The organism is Mesorhizobium sp. WSM4884, assembly GCF_029625675.1.
Classification (GTDB): Bacteria; Pseudomonadota; Alphaproteobacteria; order Rhizobiales; family Rhizobiaceae; genus Mesorhizobium.
Genome location: NZ_JARTVO010000004.1, coordinates 173,688 through 189,361, shown reverse-complemented (window position 1 = coordinate 189,361; position 15,674 = coordinate 173,688). Strand labels below are relative to the sequence as shown.

At 62.8% G+C, this 15,674-nt stretch carries 14 protein-coding genes and 1 pseudogene; 8 read left to right on the top strand and 7 right to left on the bottom strand.

Going from position 1 to position 15,674, the window contains the following annotated elements; genetic code table 11:
* Positions 1-67: 67 nt before the first annotated feature.
* Complete coding sequence (locus P9236_RS08310) at positions 68-1,606, bottom strand: ABC transporter substrate-binding protein (RefSeq protein ID WP_278074119.1); 1,539 nt, start codon at positions 1,604-1,606, stop codon at positions 68-70.
* A gap of 803 nt (positions 1,607-2,409) precedes the next feature.
* On the opposite strand from P9236_RS08310, the gene P9236_RS08305 reads away from it, so the two are divergent.
* From P9236_RS08305 to P9236_RS08285, 5 genes and pseudogenes are all read left to right on the top strand, one after another.
* On the top strand, positions 2,410-6,201 hold the full coding sequence (locus P9236_RS08305) for a vitamin B12-dependent ribonucleotide reductase (RefSeq protein ID WP_278074118.1): 3,792 nt from the start codon (positions 2,410-2,412) through the stop codon (positions 6,199-6,201).
* A gap of 8 nt (positions 6,202-6,209) precedes the next feature.
* The gene (locus tag P9236_RS08300; RefSeq protein ID WP_278074117.1) at positions 6,210-6,413 is read left to right on the top strand and encodes a type II toxin-antitoxin system HicA family toxin; all 204 of its coding nucleotides are present in this window, start codon (positions 6,210-6,212) and stop codon (positions 6,411-6,413) included.
* A 1-nt stretch (position 6,414) separates the two neighbouring features.
* Positions 6,415-6,621 carry a type II toxin-antitoxin system HicB family antitoxin gene (locus P9236_RS08295; protein ID WP_278074116.1) on the top strand — a complete coding sequence of 69 codons (207 nt, stop codon included), beginning with the start codon at positions 6,415-6,417 and terminating at the stop codon, positions 6,619-6,621.
* A gap of 67 nt (positions 6,622-6,688) precedes the next feature.
* Positions 6,689-7,059 (top strand): annotated as a pseudogene (locus P9236_RS08290) (VOC family protein).
* 278 nt (positions 7,060-7,337) lie between these two features.
* Complete coding sequence (locus tag P9236_RS08285; RefSeq protein ID WP_140533726.1) at positions 7,338-7,568, top strand: hypothetical protein; 231 nt, start codon at positions 7,338-7,340, stop codon at positions 7,566-7,568.
* Between the two features lie 305 nt (positions 7,569-7,873).
* On the opposite strand, the gene P9236_RS08280 is transcribed toward P9236_RS08285, so the two are convergent.
* Positions 7,874-8,344, bottom strand: a complete 471-nt coding sequence (locus tag P9236_RS08280; RefSeq protein WP_278074339.1) for a YbhB/YbcL family Raf kinase inhibitor-like protein — start codon at positions 8,342-8,344, stop codon at positions 7,874-7,876.
* 349 nt (positions 8,345-8,693) lie between these two features.
* Here P9236_RS08280 and P9236_RS08275 point away from each other — a divergent pair, with 349 nt between their 5' ends.
* Positions 8,694-9,146: a pyridoxamine 5'-phosphate oxidase family protein gene (locus P9236_RS08275; RefSeq protein ID WP_278074115.1), complete on the top strand. Its 453-nt coding sequence runs from the start codon at positions 8,694-8,696 to the stop codon at positions 9,144-9,146.
* 332 nt (positions 9,147-9,478) lie between these two features.
* Here P9236_RS08275 and P9236_RS08270 read toward each other — a convergent pair whose 3' ends face one another.
* The gene (locus P9236_RS08270; RefSeq protein ID WP_278074114.1) at positions 9,479-10,618 is read right to left on the bottom strand and encodes a GH25 family lysozyme; all 1,140 of its coding nucleotides are present in this window, start codon (positions 10,616-10,618) and stop codon (positions 9,479-9,481) included.
* A 301-nt stretch (positions 10,619-10,919) separates the two neighbouring features.
* Here P9236_RS08270 and P9236_RS08265 point away from each other — a divergent pair, with 301 nt between their 5' ends.
* Entirely contained in the window at positions 10,920-11,891 is a 972-nt protein-coding gene (locus P9236_RS08265; RefSeq protein WP_278074113.1) for a TIM44-like domain-containing protein, read from the top strand.
* 58 nt (positions 11,892-11,949) lie between these two features.
* On the opposite strand, the gene P9236_RS08260 is transcribed toward P9236_RS08265, so the two are convergent.
* Both P9236_RS08260 and P9236_RS08255 read right to left on the bottom strand, forming a co-directional pair.
* Positions 11,950-12,741 (bottom strand): phosphodiester glycosidase family protein, encoded by a 792-nt coding sequence (locus P9236_RS08260; protein WP_278074112.1) that lies wholly within the window; start codon positions 12,739-12,741, stop codon positions 11,950-11,952.
* Positions 12,742-12,796: 55 nt separating this feature from the next.
* Positions 12,797-13,669 (bottom strand): undecaprenyl-diphosphate phosphatase, encoded by an 873-nt coding sequence (locus tag P9236_RS08255; RefSeq protein ID WP_278074111.1) that lies wholly within the window; start codon positions 13,667-13,669, stop codon positions 12,797-12,799.
* A gap of 205 nt (positions 13,670-13,874) precedes the next feature.
* Here P9236_RS08255 and P9236_RS08250 point away from each other — a divergent pair, with 205 nt between their 5' ends.
* Positions 13,875-14,786, top strand: coding sequence for a hypothetical protein (locus P9236_RS08250; protein ID WP_278074110.1), 912 nt, complete (start codon positions 13,875-13,877; stop codon positions 14,784-14,786).
* An 18-nt stretch (positions 14,787-14,804) separates the two neighbouring features.
* Here the strand turns inward: P9236_RS08250 and P9236_RS08245 are convergent, their stop codons facing one another.
* Both P9236_RS08245 and P9236_RS08240 read right to left on the bottom strand, forming a co-directional pair.
* Positions 14,805-15,017, bottom strand: coding sequence for a hypothetical protein (locus tag P9236_RS08245; RefSeq protein WP_278074109.1), 213 nt, complete (start codon positions 15,015-15,017; stop codon positions 14,805-14,807).
* Positions 15,018-15,166: 149 nt separating this feature from the next.
* On the bottom strand, positions 15,167-15,562 hold the full coding sequence (locus P9236_RS08240) for a GFA family protein (protein ID WP_278074108.1): 396 nt from the start codon (positions 15,560-15,562) through the stop codon (positions 15,167-15,169).
* Positions 15,563-15,674: the final 112 nt, after the last annotated feature.

The window sequence follows — 15,674 nt, the reverse complement described above, 5'->3', positions numbered from 1 at the left end:
CGCCGGCCTTGACTGGCCGGCGCCCATTTTGCCTGCCCCGGTTGCGCGCGGGGCAGGCGGGAGGAACTCATTTGTCTTCCAGATAGGCGTTCCAGAAATAAGGCCATGGCGCGGGCGTCACGCCCTTGAGCGTCGGCGCCTGGGCGGCCAAAGCGTTGAAGTCGCCGATCTTGACCGCCGGGACCTCGTCGAGGACCGCCTTTTGGACATCCGCGAACAGCGCGACGCGCTTGGTCGGATCGGGCTCGGCATTGAAGGCGTCGAGCACCTTGTGCTTGCGGTCGGAAACCCACCATCCGGGCGAAGAGTCCGACATGATGCCGGTCAGCGACGGCTCGGGCAGGAAGGGGCTGTGGGTGATGTAGATGTCCCAGAGTGCCGGATCGGTGCGGTTCTTGGTCAGCGTCGCCCACTCGACGACGTCGAGCTGGACCTGGAAGCCGGCGGCCTTGAGATATTCCGCGGCGACCTGCGCCATCTTGTAATGGAATTCGTACTGGCGGCTGGTGAGGATGCGCAGCGGCTTGCCGTCATAGCCGGCTTCCTTGAGCAGGGCAGCGGCGGCTTCCGTATCGCCGTCGGGCTTGTAGGCTTCGGTGCCGGCGTCGGTACGCCAGGCATAGCCTTCAGGATAGAGCGCTCCGTCGGCGGCGAAAAAATCCTTGGAACCGAAAGCCGCGAGCAGCATGTCGTTGGGCGCAAGTGCTGCCTGGATCGCCTTGCGGATGCGGATGTCGCTGTTCAGTCCCTGCTTGGTGTTGAGGACGAAAACCGGCCAACCGAACGGTTTCAGGATGACAGGCGCGGTCTTGCCGCCGGAAATCTTGTCGAAGGATTCGACCGGAAGCGAATCGACATAGGCGAACTGGCCGGCGACCGCTCCTTCCACGCGGGTGTTTGCATCGGGAACCGGCACGAAGCGGATCTCGTCGAGATACTGCTTTCTGGCGCCGCCATAGCCGTTCGGCTCGCCGTCGCGCGATTTGTAGCCCTCGAAGCGGGCAAGCTGGATGAACTGGTCGGGCTTGCGGTCCTTCAGCATATAGGGCCCGGTCCCGACAAAGCTGGTCAGCGGATCCTGCCCCGCATTCTCGGACGGAATGATGATGGCGGCGGCGTTGTTCAGCGACAGCAGCGCCAACAACGGGGCGAAGGGTTTCTTGAGCGTGATTTTGACCGTGTCGTCGTCGACCTTGTCGACCGAGGCGATCACCTCGGCAGCCTGCTTGCCGCGGGTGGCGATCTTCATCCAGCGCTGCAGCGACGCGACGACGTCGGTGGAATTCATGTCGCTGCCGTCGTGGAACTTCACGCCTGTCCTCAGCTTGATCGTGTAGACGAGGCCGTCGGGCGAAATCTGCGGCATGTCGGCAGCGAGAAGCGGGGTGATGCCCCAATCCTTGTCGAAGGTGTAAAGCGTCTCATAAATGTGCTGGGTGACGATGCCGACGAGATCGGCCGTGGACGCCATTGGGTCGAGTGTCGGCGGCTCGCCGATCGTGGCCACATCGATAACGCCGCCTTTGGCGGGCTCGGCCCAGCCAGTGCCCGTTGCCGAGAGCACAAGCGCGGCGAGCGAAGCAGCGATTTTCACGAAGCGCTTCATCTTGGTTCCCTTCCATTATTCCATATTTATGGAATTTATATCTTAGTTACGGACTAATAAGTGCATTGCGGTATCCGGCCGTCAAGGTCTTTCCGCAGGCGAAATGGATCGCGCCGAGGCGCCGGCGAACCTTGGGTGGATAGAAACGCGCTGGCGCGTTCGACTCGTTGCGGGAGCGCGCCTATGCGACGATCGCGGGCAAGTAGCCGGCTTTGAACGGGTCCGGAGCGAGTCTCGCTGCGCCGGTTTCTGTCCCCGTTATCCACATATGCGACACACAAGATATTGGGGTCACAAAAGCTACAAAAACGAATCCTTGACGGGTCAGAACGAGTCGCTTTTTATAGGCCATGCGCTCCTGTTTGCGGGCGTGACCGGAGAGTTCAGAGGCCGGTCTTTTTTCCCGGATTTTGTGCGTTTTGCCCACATTTCCGCCCGTTCACGAGGCTGGCGGAAGCGTTGGGAATGTTGGGGCTTGGGTGGCGAAAGGGAGAATTGTCGGCCTGGAAAAAATGATCTGTTAACACTATATTTAGTGTTTGCAGGCAGGCTCGACCCTAGATAGTGTGAACCTCCCTCGAGCGAGGGAATCGACCAAAGTTTCAGTTTAGGGGCCCGCGGGTCGGTCTGCAGCCTGGGCAAATGCCTGGGAAGACGTGTTTGTCCTCTGCATGCCGGCACCTGCGACGAGGAGAGTGTCGGCGCTGCTCGCAACGCCGGCAAACGGCGGACTGCGCTTTTCGCTCTGTGGGGCAGAAATCCCTGGGGAAAAGCGCTATATGTAGACAAAAGGGATCGGACCAATGCGCATCGAGCGTCGCTTCACCAAGCCAGACCAAGCAGGTCAAGAAAGGGCTGCCTATGCGGAGATCGAATTCCGCAAGGCTCTGTCGGAGATCAAGAATCCCGACGGCTCGGTGGTGTTCCGCCTCGACAACATCGATGTGCCGGCGCAGTTCAGCCAGGTCGCGGCCGACATCCTGGCGCAGAAGTATTTCCGCAAGGCCGGCGTGCCGGCGCGCCTGAAGAAGGTCGAGGAGAATGACGTCCCCTCCTTCCTGTGGCGCTCGGTTGCCGACGAGGCCGAGCTTGCCAAGCTCCCCGAAGCCGAGCGCTATGGCTCGGAAACCGACGCCCGCCAGGTCTTCGACCGGCTGTCCGGCACCTGGACCTATTGGGGCTGGAAAGGCGGATACTTCAAGTCGGAGGAAGATGCGCGAGCCTTCCGCGACGAGCTTGCCTATATGCTCGCCACCCAGCGCGTCGCGCCGAACTCGCCGCAATGGTTCAACACCGGCCTGCACTGGGCCTACGGCATCGACGGCCCGAGCCAGGGCCACTTCTATGTCGATCCCTTCACCGGCAAGCTGACCAAGTCGAAGTCCGCCTACGAGCATCCGCAGCCTCATGCCTGCTTCATCCAAAGCGTGCAGGACGACCTCGTCAACGAGGGCGGCATCATGGACCTGTGGGTGCGTGAGGCGCGCCTGTTCAAATACGGCTCCGGCACCGGCTCGAATTTCTCCATGTTGCGCGGCGAAGGCGAGAAGCTTTCCGGCGGCGGCCGCTCGTCCGGCCTGATGAGCTTCCTCAAGATCGGCGACCGCGCCGCCGGCGCCATCAAGTCGGGCGGCACGACGCGCCGCGCTGCCAAGATGGTGATCGTCGACGCCGACCATCCCGACATCGAGGAATTCATCGACTGGAAGGTCAATGAAGAGCAGAAGGTCGCCTCGCTGGTCACCGGCTCCAAGATCGTCAAGAAGCATCTCGAAGCGATCATGAAGGCCTGCGTCAATTGCGAAGGCAATGGCGACGACTGCTTCGACCCGGCGCTGAACACGGCGCTGAAGCGCGAGATCAAGGCGGCCAAGAAGGATGCCGTGCCGGAGAACTACATCTACCGCGTCATCCAGTTCGCCCGCCAGGGCTATACCTCGATGTCGTTCAAGACCTACGACACCGACTGGGATTCGGACGCCTACCTCACCGTTTCCGGCCAGAACTCCAACAATTCGGTGTCGCTGAAGGATAATTTCCTGCGCGCCGTCGAGGCCGATGGCGACTGGCAGCTCACCGCCCGCAAGGACGGCAAGGTGCTGAAGACGCTGAAGGCGAAGGATCTGTGGGAAAAGATCGGCTACGCCGCCTGGGCGTCGGCCGACCCCGGCCTGCACTTCAACACGACGATGAACGACTGGCACACCTGCGCTTCGGCCGGTGCGATCCGGGCCTCCAATCCGTGCTCGGAATACATGTTCCTCGACGACACGGCCTGCAATCTCGCCTCGATCAATCTTCTGCCCTACCGCAAGGAAGACGGCACGATCGACATCGCGGCCTACGAGCACACCGTTCGCCTGTGGACCGTCGTGCTCGAAATCTCGGTGATGATGGCGCAGTTCCCGTCGAAGGAGATCGCCAAGCTCTCCTACGACTACCGCACGCTCGGCCTCGGCTACGCCAATATCGGCGGCCTGCTGATGACTTCGGGCATTCCCTATGACTCCGACGAGGGCCGCGCCATCTGCGCCGCGCTCACCGCGATCATGACCGGCGTCGCCTATTCGACCTCGGCCGAGATGGCCTCCGAACTTGGCGCCTTCCCGGACTATGACCGCAACGCGCAGAACATGCTGCGCGTCATGCGCAACCACCGCCGCGCCGCCTATGGCGACAAGGACGGCTACGAGAAGCTTGCGGTCAACCCGGTGCCGCTGGTCGCCGCCGACCTGAAGCAGCAGGCGCTGGCCGAGCATGCCCGCGCCGCCTGGGATCGCGCCATCGAGCTCGGCGAGGAGCATGGCTACCGCAACGCGCAGGCGACCGTGATCGCGCCGACCGGCACGATCGGCCTGGTCATGGATTGCGACACCACCGGCATCGAGCCCGACTTCGCCCTGGTGAAGTTCAAGAAGCTCGCCGGTGGCGGCTACTTCAAGATCATCAACCGCGCCGTGCCGGAAGCGCTGAGGACGCTCGGCTATTCCGAAAGCCAGATCGCCGAGATCGAGGCCTATGCGGTCGGCCACGGCAACCTCAACCAGGCGCCTGGCATCAACCCGTCCTCGCTGAAGGCCAAGGGCTTCACCGACGAGAAGATCGCGGTGCTTAACGCTGCGCTGAAATCGGCCTTCGACATCAAGTTCGTGTTCAACCAGTGGACGCTGGGCGCCGACTGGGTGAAGGAGACGCTCGGCTTCACCGACGAGCAGCTCTCAGACGTCTCCTTCGAGATGCTGCCGGCTCTCGGCTTCTCCAGGAAGGACATCGACGCCGCCAACATCCATGTCTGCGGTGCCATGACGCTGGAAGGCGCGCCCTTCCTGAAGGCCGAACATCTTTCGGTGTTCGACTGCGCCAGCCCCTGCGGCAAGATCGGCAAGCGTTCGCTGTCGATCCGGAGCCACATCCTGATGATGGCCGCGGCGCAGCCTTTCATCTCGGGCGCCATCTCCAAGACCATCAACATGCCGAACGAGGCGACGGTCGAGGATGCCAAGAACGCCTACATGCTGTCCTGGAAGCTGGCGCTGAAGGCCAACGCGCTCTATCGCGACGGCTCGAAGCTGTCGCAGCCGCTCAACGCCTCGCTGCTCGCCGATGACGAGGAGGATGAGGACGAGGCGGTCGAGCAGCTGATCGCCGCACCCGCCGCCCAGCGCGCCGTGCAGGTGACGGAAAAGATCGTCGAGCGCGTGGTGGAGCGGCTGTACCGCGACCGCGAGAAGCTGCCGAACCGCCGCAAGGGCTACACGCAGAAGGCCGTCGTCGGCGGTCACAAGGTCTACCTGCGCACCGGCGAATTCGACGACGGCCGCTTGGGCGAGATCTTCATCGACATGCACAAGGAAGGTGCTGCCTTCCGCGCGATGATGAACAACTTCGCCATCGCCATCTCGCTCGGCCTGCAATACGGCGTGCCGCTCGACGAATATGTCGAGGCCTTCACCTTCACCAAGTTCGAGCCGGCCGGCATGGTGCAGGGCAACGACGCGATCAAGAACGCGACATCGATCCTCGACTACGTGTTCCGTGAGCTTGCCGTCTCTTATCTCGGCCGCCACGACCTCGCCCATGTCGACCAGTCGGACTTCGACAAGACCGCGCTCGGCCGCGGCATCACCGAAGGCAAGGCGACGCCCTTCTCCAAGGGCCTCTATCGCGGCGCCTCGCCGGTGAAGCTGGTCTCGGGCATCGGCAGCGAGCCCAAGGGTTTTGGCGGCTCTGCTCCCACGACCACCCCTGCCCGCGCGGCGCCGACCGCCTTCGCTGGCTCCAACGTGCTGGCGCTGAAGCCGGCGAGCGACGAGGCCCTGGCCTACAAGCGCGACTATGAGGAGCGCGCCAGGGAACTGGCCGAGGAGATGGTGGAAGAGGAAGCCGAGGCCGCCGGCGGCGCGGAGGCGCTCTTCACCGATGCCGCCGCCAACGAAGCGGCCGAGGCGAAGAAGCTCGCCGCGACAAGGCGCCAGCAGTCGCTGCTGCAAGGCTATACCGGCAACGAATGCTCCGAGTGCCACAACTTCACCATGGTGCGGAACGGCACCTGCGAGAAATGCGACACCTGCGGTTCGACGAGCGGGTGCAGCTGAGAATCTAAATGCCGCCTCGGCTTACGGTCCGCAAAGTTATTCGCATGCTGGAGGCCGATGGCTGGTATCTGGTTGCAACCAAGGGCAGCCATCGCCAATATAAGCACAAAATCAAAGCCGGCCGCGTCACCGTGGCCGGCAAGCCGTCTGAAGAGGTTGCACCAGGAACGCTGAACAGCATCCTCAAGCAGTCCGGTCTGAAGGAGCGATGACATGCGTTACGCGGTGGTGATCGAAAAAGCCGGAGATAATTTTTCCGCCTATGTGCCAGACTTGCCGGGTTGCATCGCCACCGGCGCAACGGTACCTGAAGTGGAAAGCGAAATCCGCGACGCAATTCGCTTCCATATCGAGGGCTTGCGTGCTGACGGGCTGGATATACCGAAAGGCGTCAGTCTGGCGGAATACATAGAGGCATAGCCGCCACTGGCCATGTTTCCATTGTGGGTGGCCGCACTCGCTTGGTCGCGATTCTCCAAAACACACGATGCTCGATCACGCCGCCATCGAGATCAGCGACCTTAATAAGAGCAAGCTCTTCTACGAAAAGGCTTTCCCGCCGTTGGGCTATCGCCTCTCCTTCGGCAAGGAAGGCGTATTCTGGGCCTTCGATGTCGGCAATGGCTGCCTGTTCGAGATCCAGCGCACGGGCGAGAAGCCGCCGCTCACCCATCTGCATGTTGCCTTCCTGGTGGGAGCAACGCGGACGTCGATGCGTTCTATCGGGCGGCACTTGAAGTAGGAGCCAGGGACAATGGCCCGCCTGGCCCGCGCCCGGACTATGCTGAAAATTATTACGCCCGCTTCGTGCTCGATCCCGATGGCTACAACGTCGAGGCAATGATCAACGAGGCGTAGCGCACGCCCTCTCCTTCTCCCCTTGTGGGAGAAGGTGGATCGGCGCGTAGCGCCGAGACGTATGAGGGGTGTTCCAGGGAACGCAGACGTCTCACTCCGCTGGAACACCCCTCATCCGGCCGCTTCGCGGCCACCTTCTCCCACAAGGGGAGAAGGGAAGAAGAGGTTCTCATGGAACTCCAGACCGAGCCCACAGTTCCTAGTGTGATTTCGGAATTCTTGAATCGCAGGAACTTCAATTCACCGCACTCGCGAGGAGCCGGAGGCGAATGAACGCGTTGCCGCCGAAGGAAATGGACGTTGTCCTTCAACAACTGCCGCTGAGGATCGGCGCCTATGTGCCGGACGATCTGCTGGAGGATTGGTTCGCGCCGGGAACGGGCATGCGCCCTGTCAGCGAGGCAGCGCTTGCTGCCGCCGCCAGCTACGGACGACGGTTCGAATGTGAATTCAAATACTATCCCGAGAGGATGGAAGGCGTGTTCTGGAAATGGGTTCCGGCGATCTGATTTGAACCCGTCGGCGGAGTTCCTGCCGTCGGCTTGGGAAATGTCGGCTCCTCCGGCGGGATCTCAGGTGGCGCATCCGGCGGAATATCAGGGGGTCCCCTCCCCGGTCCCGGGATAGGATCCGGTGAAGGCGGAGGAACGCCTGGTGGTTCTCCGGGCGGGTTTTCCGGTGGAGCTGGAGGACGGGAGGGCTCTGGGCCGGGATCGCCCGGCATCGGTTCGGGATTGTTCGGGTCTGGATTGTTCATTTGCGGGCTCCCGAGTGACGCGGCCGGCGCTGCCTGACGGAAAAAGCCTTCGCCACCTCAGGCGGCATGTTCGTATGTGCCCACGAGTTCCGTCGCCTCGATCGCGTGGCGCCTAGCCTCCTTCCAGATTTCCTTGATGCCGGTCTGGCCGGGAATGCCGAGGCTCGGCACATCGAGAGCCGCCAGCCGGAAATGGTAGTGGTGAACTCCGTGCCCTACCGGCGGGTCCGGGCCATCGTAGGAGGCGTTGCCGAAGTCGTTCTTCCCTTGCTGGAGTGCTTCGGTTCCCGGCTTTCCGTCCTCGCCTTCGGCTAGTTGCTCGACGTCGGGCGAAATGTTGAACACCGCCCAGTGGCCGAACGTCCCGCGTGGTGCATCGGGATCGTCCACGACGAGAACGAGGCTCCTGGTCCCGTCAGGGATCCCCGACCATTTCAGAGGCGGAGAAATATTTTCGCCATCGCGGGTGAAACGTTCGGGGATGGGATCTCCGTCGGCGAACGCAGGACTGGTTAGTGTCAGTGGCATGTTGGTCCCTTCCGATTTTGATGCCGCACGGCGCCCCGCAACGACCCACGAACCGGCTTCGGCAGCGACCAGGTTCTCCTCCTTCCGGATGGACGACAGGTGCGGTTTGGTCATTCGCCTGATTGTTCGCAGAGCGCTCGCTTCTCGCCGCACGATATCCCTGGTCGATTCCAACGAATGCCTTGCCGGATCGTTCCGTGGCAGCGAGTTGCGGCGCGCATGCAAGTGTGTTCATCCGGTCGGACATCGCGGCCAGGGCGCGTTGCAGCCCATGCGTTGACGTACGTCAAAGCCACGCTATCCACGATCCTTACCATGGCCGCCGTCAGCAATGACTTCGGAGGCAAGAATGGACCAGGAGATCAAGGACAAGATCGAGACGCTGTTGGATCAGCATCGGGTCATGACGGTTGCAACCTTGAGGCCGGACGGTTGGCCGCAGGCGACGACGGTCGGCTACGTCAACGACGGCCTCACGCTCTACTTCCTCTGCGGCCTGGACAGCCAGAAGGCAGCGAACATCGCGCGGGACGATCGTGTGTCGCTGACCATCGACCACGACGCGCCTCAGGTGATGGAGATTACCGGACTTTCGATGGCGGCGCGCGCGGAGCCGGTCACCGACAGGGCCGAGGCCGAGAAGGTTCTGCGGATGCTGCCGATGAAATATCCGCCGCAAGCCTCGCTGCCAGGTCCGATGCCGACGCCGGAGCAGGTCCGCATATTTCGGGTGATACCCGCGGTCATCTCCGTGCTCGACTACTCCAAGGGTTTTGGCCACACGGATCTGGTCACCTGCTGAGCGCGGTAAGGCCGGCAAGCAGTGGGCGGTGGCGAGCCGCTACCATGTCGGTCGGCGGCTATAATCCGCCAGCATCGCTTCTCGTGCCGGCAATCGGAACGCTGCGAATGCAGAAATGATCGATCGCATGATCCAGATCAAGGCATTGCCACGCGTCCCGCTGTCTCCTCCGGCTGTTCTTTCCGAGGAGATTGGATGTGCCCACCGAAACCCTGATCGTCGTCGCCGTCGTTCTGGCCTATTTCGCGGTCTTCATGGGCGTGCTGGCCTATGCGTCAATCACTGATTCGCGATCTCTGCCACCGAGATAGCCGAGGCAATCCGAAGGCGGCTCAATCCGCGTCGGCGACCATCTGGCCGCCGCCCAGCCAGGCGCGCCATTGCCGCTCGTCGCCGTGAAAGACGTTGAGGTCGACGCGCCCCCTCACGCCGTGCGACAGGCCGGAGCCCGAATACTGCCAGAACAGCCACTTGCGGCCTGGATAGACCTTTGACGGGTGGGCGGCCACCGCGCGCAGCCAGAACGCATAGTCCGGGAAGGCGCCGCGCAGATTGTCGCGATAGAAGTCGGGGCTGGTGTAGATGATGGGCCGCTGGCCGTAGTGGCGCTCCAGCTTGTCCATGAACACCTGCATCTTTTCCAGCACTTTTTCGCGCGACGGCCGCCGCCTGCAGGAGGAGTCGCCGTTCCATTCGACGTCGATCACCGGCGGCAGCGCGCCATCGACCTTCGGCACGTTGCGGATGAACCAGTCGGCCTGCTCGCCTGCGGTGCGGCACCAGTAGAAGAAGTGATAAGCGCCCCGCTTCAGCCCGGCGGCGTCGGCGCCGCGCCAATTCCTCATGAACATCGGATCGAGATGGTCGCCGCCGTCGGTTGCCTTGATGTAGGCGAAGTTGGCGCCCTGGGCGCGCAGCTTGCCCCAGCTGATGTCACCCTGCCAGCGCGAGACGTCGACACCGTGCACCGCAAGGTGCCGGGGCGAAGACCGGCCGAAATTGATCGGCTTGGCGTCGCGGAACGCATAGCGGGTGACCGGGCTGGCCAGCATGGCTGGTGCAGCGCGCGACAGCCGCTTCGGTGGCGAGACGAGCGCCGCCGCCTCGACCGGCGGCTCGGCGCTGTCCGGCAGGTTGGGCGCGGGAAACGCCACCGTCTCTTCCTCGGCGAGGCCGAAAGGACGCGAGTTCTCGTCGCCGGCACGCGAGTTCTCGTCGCCGGGACGCGCATTGTCCTCGTCAAGCAGCGGCGCCGGCGGCTTGATACGCGCGGCGCCCGACATCGACGCGGCCTCGACTGTTGTCTCGGTGTCAACCGTCCTCACGGCCTTCGTCACCGGCGCGCTCGGCCGCACGACGGAGCTTGTTGTCTCGCTGGACGGCATCTGCAAGGCGTCGACGCCTGACGTGGACGAGCAGCCGGCAAGGCAAAGCGCTGCGAGCACGAAACTGACGACGCTAGGAATCCGCATCTTGACCTGTACGCAAAACAAAACAGACCGAGGGCAGGAACAGCGCCGCCGGAAGCCCCATTCCTAATGAGAAATTACCAACAAAGTTTGAATCAAAATTTACTTTTGGTCCGGCCTGGCGATTCGCGGACGCCCCAAGCCGCCATGAATCGGGAAGCCGCAAGGCTCCGATTGGACGGCTGCGGCCGACGTCTGAAAGACTGGGTCTAACCCTGCCTTAATTCGTACCCATATAGGGGGTTCGCAAGATGAGTTTGAAACGCTCCGACCCAAGGATTGTCACCCCAAGGATCTGTCACCAATGTCAAAATCACGGACGATCAAAGTCGCGTTGATCTTCCTGATCCTGCTGATGGCGCTCGGAAGTGTGTCCATAGGCACCGCCGAGGCGCGCATGGGCGGCAGTTTCGGCAGCCGCGGCAGCCGTACTTTCCAGGCTCCGACACCGACGAAGACCGCGCCCTATACCGCGCCTGTAACGCGCTCGATGACGCCGAACACCACCCAGTCGATACCGCCGTCGCAGTCGTTTCCCGGCCAGGCGCGACCGGGATTCTGGAACGGGTTTGGCGGCGGCTTCGTCGGCGGGCTGGTCGGCGGACTGCTCTTCAACGGCCTGTTCGGCATGATGCTCGGCCATGGCTTCGGCGGCATCGGCGGCGGCTTCAGCTTTATCTTCCAGCTGCTGCTCATCGGCGGCCTCATCATGCTGGCGATGCGGTTTTTCAGCCGCGACAATGCCGCGCCGGCCAATATGAGAAGCTCCGGCTTTCCCTTCGGCCAGCAAGGCTGGGGAGGTTCCCAACCCAGCTACCCATCCCGCACCACGGGTTTGGGCGCGGCCGGCGCATCCGGCGCTGACGAAATCGGCATCACGGATGCCGACCGGGACGCGTTCGAACGTATCCTCGGCGACGTGCAGGCCGCGTTCAGCCGTGAGGACCATCAAGGCTTGCGGCGGCTGACGACGCCAGAGATGGTCTCCTATCTTTCGGAGGAGCTCGCGGACAACGCGACTCATGGCCTCAAAAACGACGTGACCAATCTCGAGCTGCTGGAAGCCGATATTGCGGAGGCGTGGCGAGAAGGCTCGCGCGACTACGCCACGGCGGCAATGCGCTGGCAGGCCATCGATGTCATGCGCAATCGCCAGACCGGCGCCGTCGAAAAGGGCGATCCGAAAAATCCTGTCGAAGCGACCGAATTGTGGACTTTTACACGCGAGGCTGGCGGCCCGTGGCTGCTGTCCGCAATCCAGGACGCATCCAACTGAACGTGAAGGCGCCGCGGTGCTGTCATGCAGCTTTCCGCCGCTGGCCGATGGCTGGTGTCTAGCCACCTCGCCTGAACACGCCGATCATCGGACCGAGATTCCAGAAATCGTCGTTGCGGCCGATGGCCGGCGCATAGAGGCTCGATATCGAGCCGTCGAGGAACAGCGCGTTCGGGCAGCCAAGCTCGTCGCGGAACAGGCGGGCGAATTCGTGGAAGGTCACGACGTCGTTCGAGATGGCAAAGACGGCGACGCCGTCGGCCCGTACGCCGACGCCGTCGCGGATTTTTCGCGATGGACTGCCGGCCTGGAATTTCGGATGCAGCTTGCCGTCAATGACCAGCATCGGCCCCGATTGGGTGGCGTAATCCACACGCGGCGGACGCTCCAGATAGTCCCTCGTCGCGCGAACGCCCGCCTTGCCGCCGCTGAGATAAAAAATTCCGTTCGGCTGCATGGAGAAATTGCCGGTGCCGGCCCCGGTTTTCGCGGGCGTGACCTGCCTGCCCTGTTCGACATAGAGCCCTACCGGCGCGAGGTCCGGATGATACATGCCGGCATTGATGCCGAAGAGCATTGTGCGCCCGGCGGCCTGCTCGGCCGCGCGCAGATTGTGAAGCGAGCGGTAGAGGTCGCCATCCTTGTTCTTCCAGAACAGCTCGATCGAAAATTGCCGCGGATCGGTCTCGCAGACGAGATAGGTCGCGGTCTCGAAGGTCAGGTTGCGGCACGGCGGCAGCGCCGCCAGCCATTGCCCGGCGCCCAAAGTCGCGCCGACGGCGGCCGGCAGCGCCGATTTCACCAGCGTTGCCAGCAAGGGCACCGATTGCAGCAGCGTCGCAAGATCCATCAAAACACCCGAAGCGAAGGTTCAGGTGTCGATATAGCCGATTTTGCGGCTGCCTCTAGCTCACCCAGCCGGCAGCGACGCTGATCAAGAGCACGACGCCCAGCAGGCCGCGATAGACGACGAAGGGCCAGGCGGAAAAGCGCTCGAGCACGCGCATCAGGCCCCATATGGCGAAGAAGGCCGAGATCGAGGCGACGACGAGGCCGACGGCCAGGACCGACCAGCCATATGCACCGAGGTGAATCTTGTGCAGTTCCCAAAGCTCCTTCAGGCCGGCAAGCGCGATCGCCGGTAGGCCGAGCAGGAAGGAGAGCCGCGCGGCCTCCGGCCGGGCATAGCCAAGACCCAGCGCCGCCGTCAGCGTCGAACCCGAGCGCGAGACGCCGGGAATGAGCGCGCCCACCTGGGCAACGCCGACAAGCAAGGCGTCGAGCACCGAGACTTTGTCGAGTGTAAGCCTGTGGCTGGCATAGATTTCGGAGAGCGCAAGCAGCACGGCCATGACGATGCAGGACCAGCCGATTACGGCCAGCCCACGCAGCGGCGAATTGCAGGCGTTGAGCACGCCGGAAAGCGCAAGGCCGACGATGACGATCGGAACCGTCGCAAGCACGATGCCGATCGCCAGGCGAAAGTAGCGGTTGGCGTAATCGCGCCGCGCAAGCGCCGCCAGCGAACCCACCGCGACTTCCCTGACATCGCTCCAGAAATAGCTGATCACCGCGGCAAGGGCCGCAAGCTGCATGGCGGCCGAGAAGGCGGAACCCGGATCCTGCCAGCCTAGCACGGCCGGCACGACGCGCATATGCGCCGTCGAAGAGATCGGCAGCAATTCGGTAATGCCTTGGACAATGCCGAGAAACGCCACCTTGGCATAGCCCAGGCCGACAAAGCCGGTATCCAACCCTTGAGTGCAGACGTCGGTCATCTCAGTCCTTTCCCCAGCGCCCCGGTCCCGCCGGAGCAAAAGTCAATCGTCATTCGCAAAGCCCCTCCAGGACAGGCTTAGCCTCACGACACCGTGAATCCAACTCACGGATTTGTAAGGTGCCGCTAATCCTGCTTGACAACGGGCGCGCCCATATTATGATCCGCTAATCTTACACTGTAAGGTAAATCAGAGGAGGACCACCATGTCGACCGCCGCCCTCTCGGAACTACAGCCGGTCGTGCCGCCGGAAACGCATGTTCCCGAAATTGCGATCGAGGAGGTGTCACGCGACATGAGCCGCACCATCGAGCGCGCCGAGGTCAATGCCTGGCTCGACCTCTACGACGCCGCACCCGCGGATTTCGCCGCGCGGCACGGCCTGTCGATCGCTCGCGACGGCGACCTCGTCTGGACCACCTGCACGACGATCCCGTTCATCCATTTCAACTGCGTGAAGAACATCGGCGTCGACAGCCCGGCCTCGGAGGCTCAACTCGACGCGCTGCTGGCGCACTATCGTGCTGCAGGCATTCTCCGGCCGTGGTTCTACACCAGCCCGCATACCGAGCCGTCGCGGCTAAGATGCTGGCTGGAAGCGCGCGGGCTGCAGCATCAGAGCGGCTGGGAGCGCATCTTTCGCGATGCGACGCCGCTGGCGGCCGAACCGCTGTTTTCGGCCGACGATCTGTCGGTCGAGGAGGTCACGCCCAAAACGGCTCCGGAATGGGCTGCCTTCATCGATGGCAAGTACAGGCTGCCCACCTCGCCTTGGCTCATGGCGCTGGTCGGCCGCAAGGGCTGGCGTCATTACATGCTGAAACGTGGTGGCGCGGTGGCCGCGGTGCGCTCACTGTTCATCTCGGATGGCGCCGCCTGGAGCGGTATCGATGCGCCGGTGCCCGGCATCATGGCGCCAAGCTTCGATCTCGACGCCATGCTTGGCGAAAGGCTGGTCCGCGACGGGATCGCCGCCGGCGCGAAACTGTTCGTCGCCGATATCGAGGCGCCCCGCCCCGAACGCGATGGCCAGGCCTACCGCAACTACGCGCGGCTCGGTTTCAAAATTGCCTATTTCCGCAGTCATTACAGCTATTTGCCGGCTTATTCGAGCTGATGGGATGAATGTACGGCTCTAGCGGTACAGCCATTGCTTCAAGCAGCTTCTGGCCACGACATGCGCCGGCGGCAGCACCGGCTGGTCGATGCGGGAATCGTCGGCGGCCCTGTCGCGAGCCTTTTCCAAGAGCATGCGAAGCTCGGCCGGGCGCACGCGGTCACGCTCCATGACGAGTTGGATCATCGGGTCGTTCAAAAGCTCGTCCAGGGTATTGATGCTCTCGCTCATCCGTCGCCTCCTCGATGCCTTTCCGCATGACGGTCAGATAAGCAGCCAATGATGGCTCGCCAATGACGCTTTGCCGGCTATCTCGTGAATCGAAGATGAAATTTTTGTGCAGGCGCTTCCCTTCTTTCCTTGTGGGAGAAGGTTAAGCTCTACGCCGGCGGCGCACCCTCATATTGCGGCAAGCCGTCGTCGAGCCGCACCCAGGGCTGCATGGAAGCGGTCCAGAAATGCATGTCGGGCCTGAACGCCGACGGATCGTCCAGCGAACCGGAAGTGATGCCGAGAATGCCTCTGGAATCGCGCCGCGAAAACAGCGTCGTGCCGCAGGAAGAACAGAAGCCGCGCTTGAGGTCCGGCGAGGAATTGACCGTTGCCAAAGGCCCTTCGACGGCGACGTCGTCGATGCGAAACAGAAGCCGCGCGTTGAAGGCCGCGCCGATCGCCTTCTGGCAGATCCGGCAATGGCAGACGCGCTCGTTGATCGGTTCGGCCTCGGCCCGATAGCGCACCGCGCCGCACAGGCATCCACCCTGGTATTTCGTCATTTCCAAGCACTCGGTTGATGGGAATGCCGGCACGGTAGTCACCGGCATCCCACCGTCAATCAAAAAGCATTGATGGGACGTGATCGCTTGCGCTGATGCAGGGCGACACGGC

Bases quoted from the DNA above. Each gene is read 5' to 3' on its own strand.
- P9236_RS08310 (WP_278074119.1), bottom strand. From the start codon at position 1,606: ATGAAGCGCTTCGTGAAAATCGCTGCTTCGCTCGCCGCGCTTGTGCTC.
- P9236_RS08305 (WP_278074118.1), top strand. From the start codon at position 2,410: ATGCGCATCGAGCGTCGCTTCACCAAGCCAGACCAAGCAGGTCAAGAA.
- P9236_RS08300 (WP_278074117.1), top strand. From the start codon at position 6,210: ATGCCGCCTCGGCTTACGGTCCGCAAAGTTATTCGCATGCTGGAGGCC.
- P9236_RS08295 (WP_278074116.1), top strand. From the start codon at position 6,415: ATGCGTTACGCGGTGGTGATCGAAAAAGCCGGAGATAATTTTTCCGCC.
- P9236_RS08280 (WP_278074339.1), bottom strand. From the start codon at position 8,344: ATGCCACTGACACTAACCAGTCCTGCGTTCGCCGACGGAGATCCCATC.
- P9236_RS08275 (WP_278074115.1), top strand. From the start codon at position 8,694: ATGGACCAGGAGATCAAGGACAAGATCGAGACGCTGTTGGATCAGCAT.
- P9236_RS08270 (WP_278074114.1), bottom strand. From the start codon at position 10,618: ATGCGGATTCCTAGCGTCGTCAGTTTCGTGCTCGCAGCGCTTTGCCTT.
- P9236_RS08265 (WP_278074113.1), top strand. From the start codon at position 10,920: ATGTCAAAATCACGGACGATCAAAGTCGCGTTGATCTTCCTGATCCTG.
- P9236_RS08260 (WP_278074112.1), bottom strand. From the start codon at position 12,741: ATGGATCTTGCGACGCTGCTGCAATCGGTGCCCTTGCTGGCAACGCTG.
- P9236_RS08255 (WP_278074111.1), bottom strand. From the start codon at position 13,669: ATGACCGACGTCTGCACTCAAGGGTTGGATACCGGCTTTGTCGGCCTG.
- P9236_RS08250 (WP_278074110.1), top strand. From the start codon at position 13,875: ATGTCGACCGCCGCCCTCTCGGAACTACAGCCGGTCGTGCCGCCGGAA.
- P9236_RS08245 (WP_278074109.1), bottom strand. From the start codon at position 15,017: ATGAGCGAGAGCATCAATACCCTGGACGAGCTTTTGAACGACCCGATG.
- P9236_RS08240 (WP_278074108.1), bottom strand. From the start codon at position 15,562: ATGACGAAATACCAGGGTGGATGCCTGTGCGGCGCGGTGCGCTATCGG.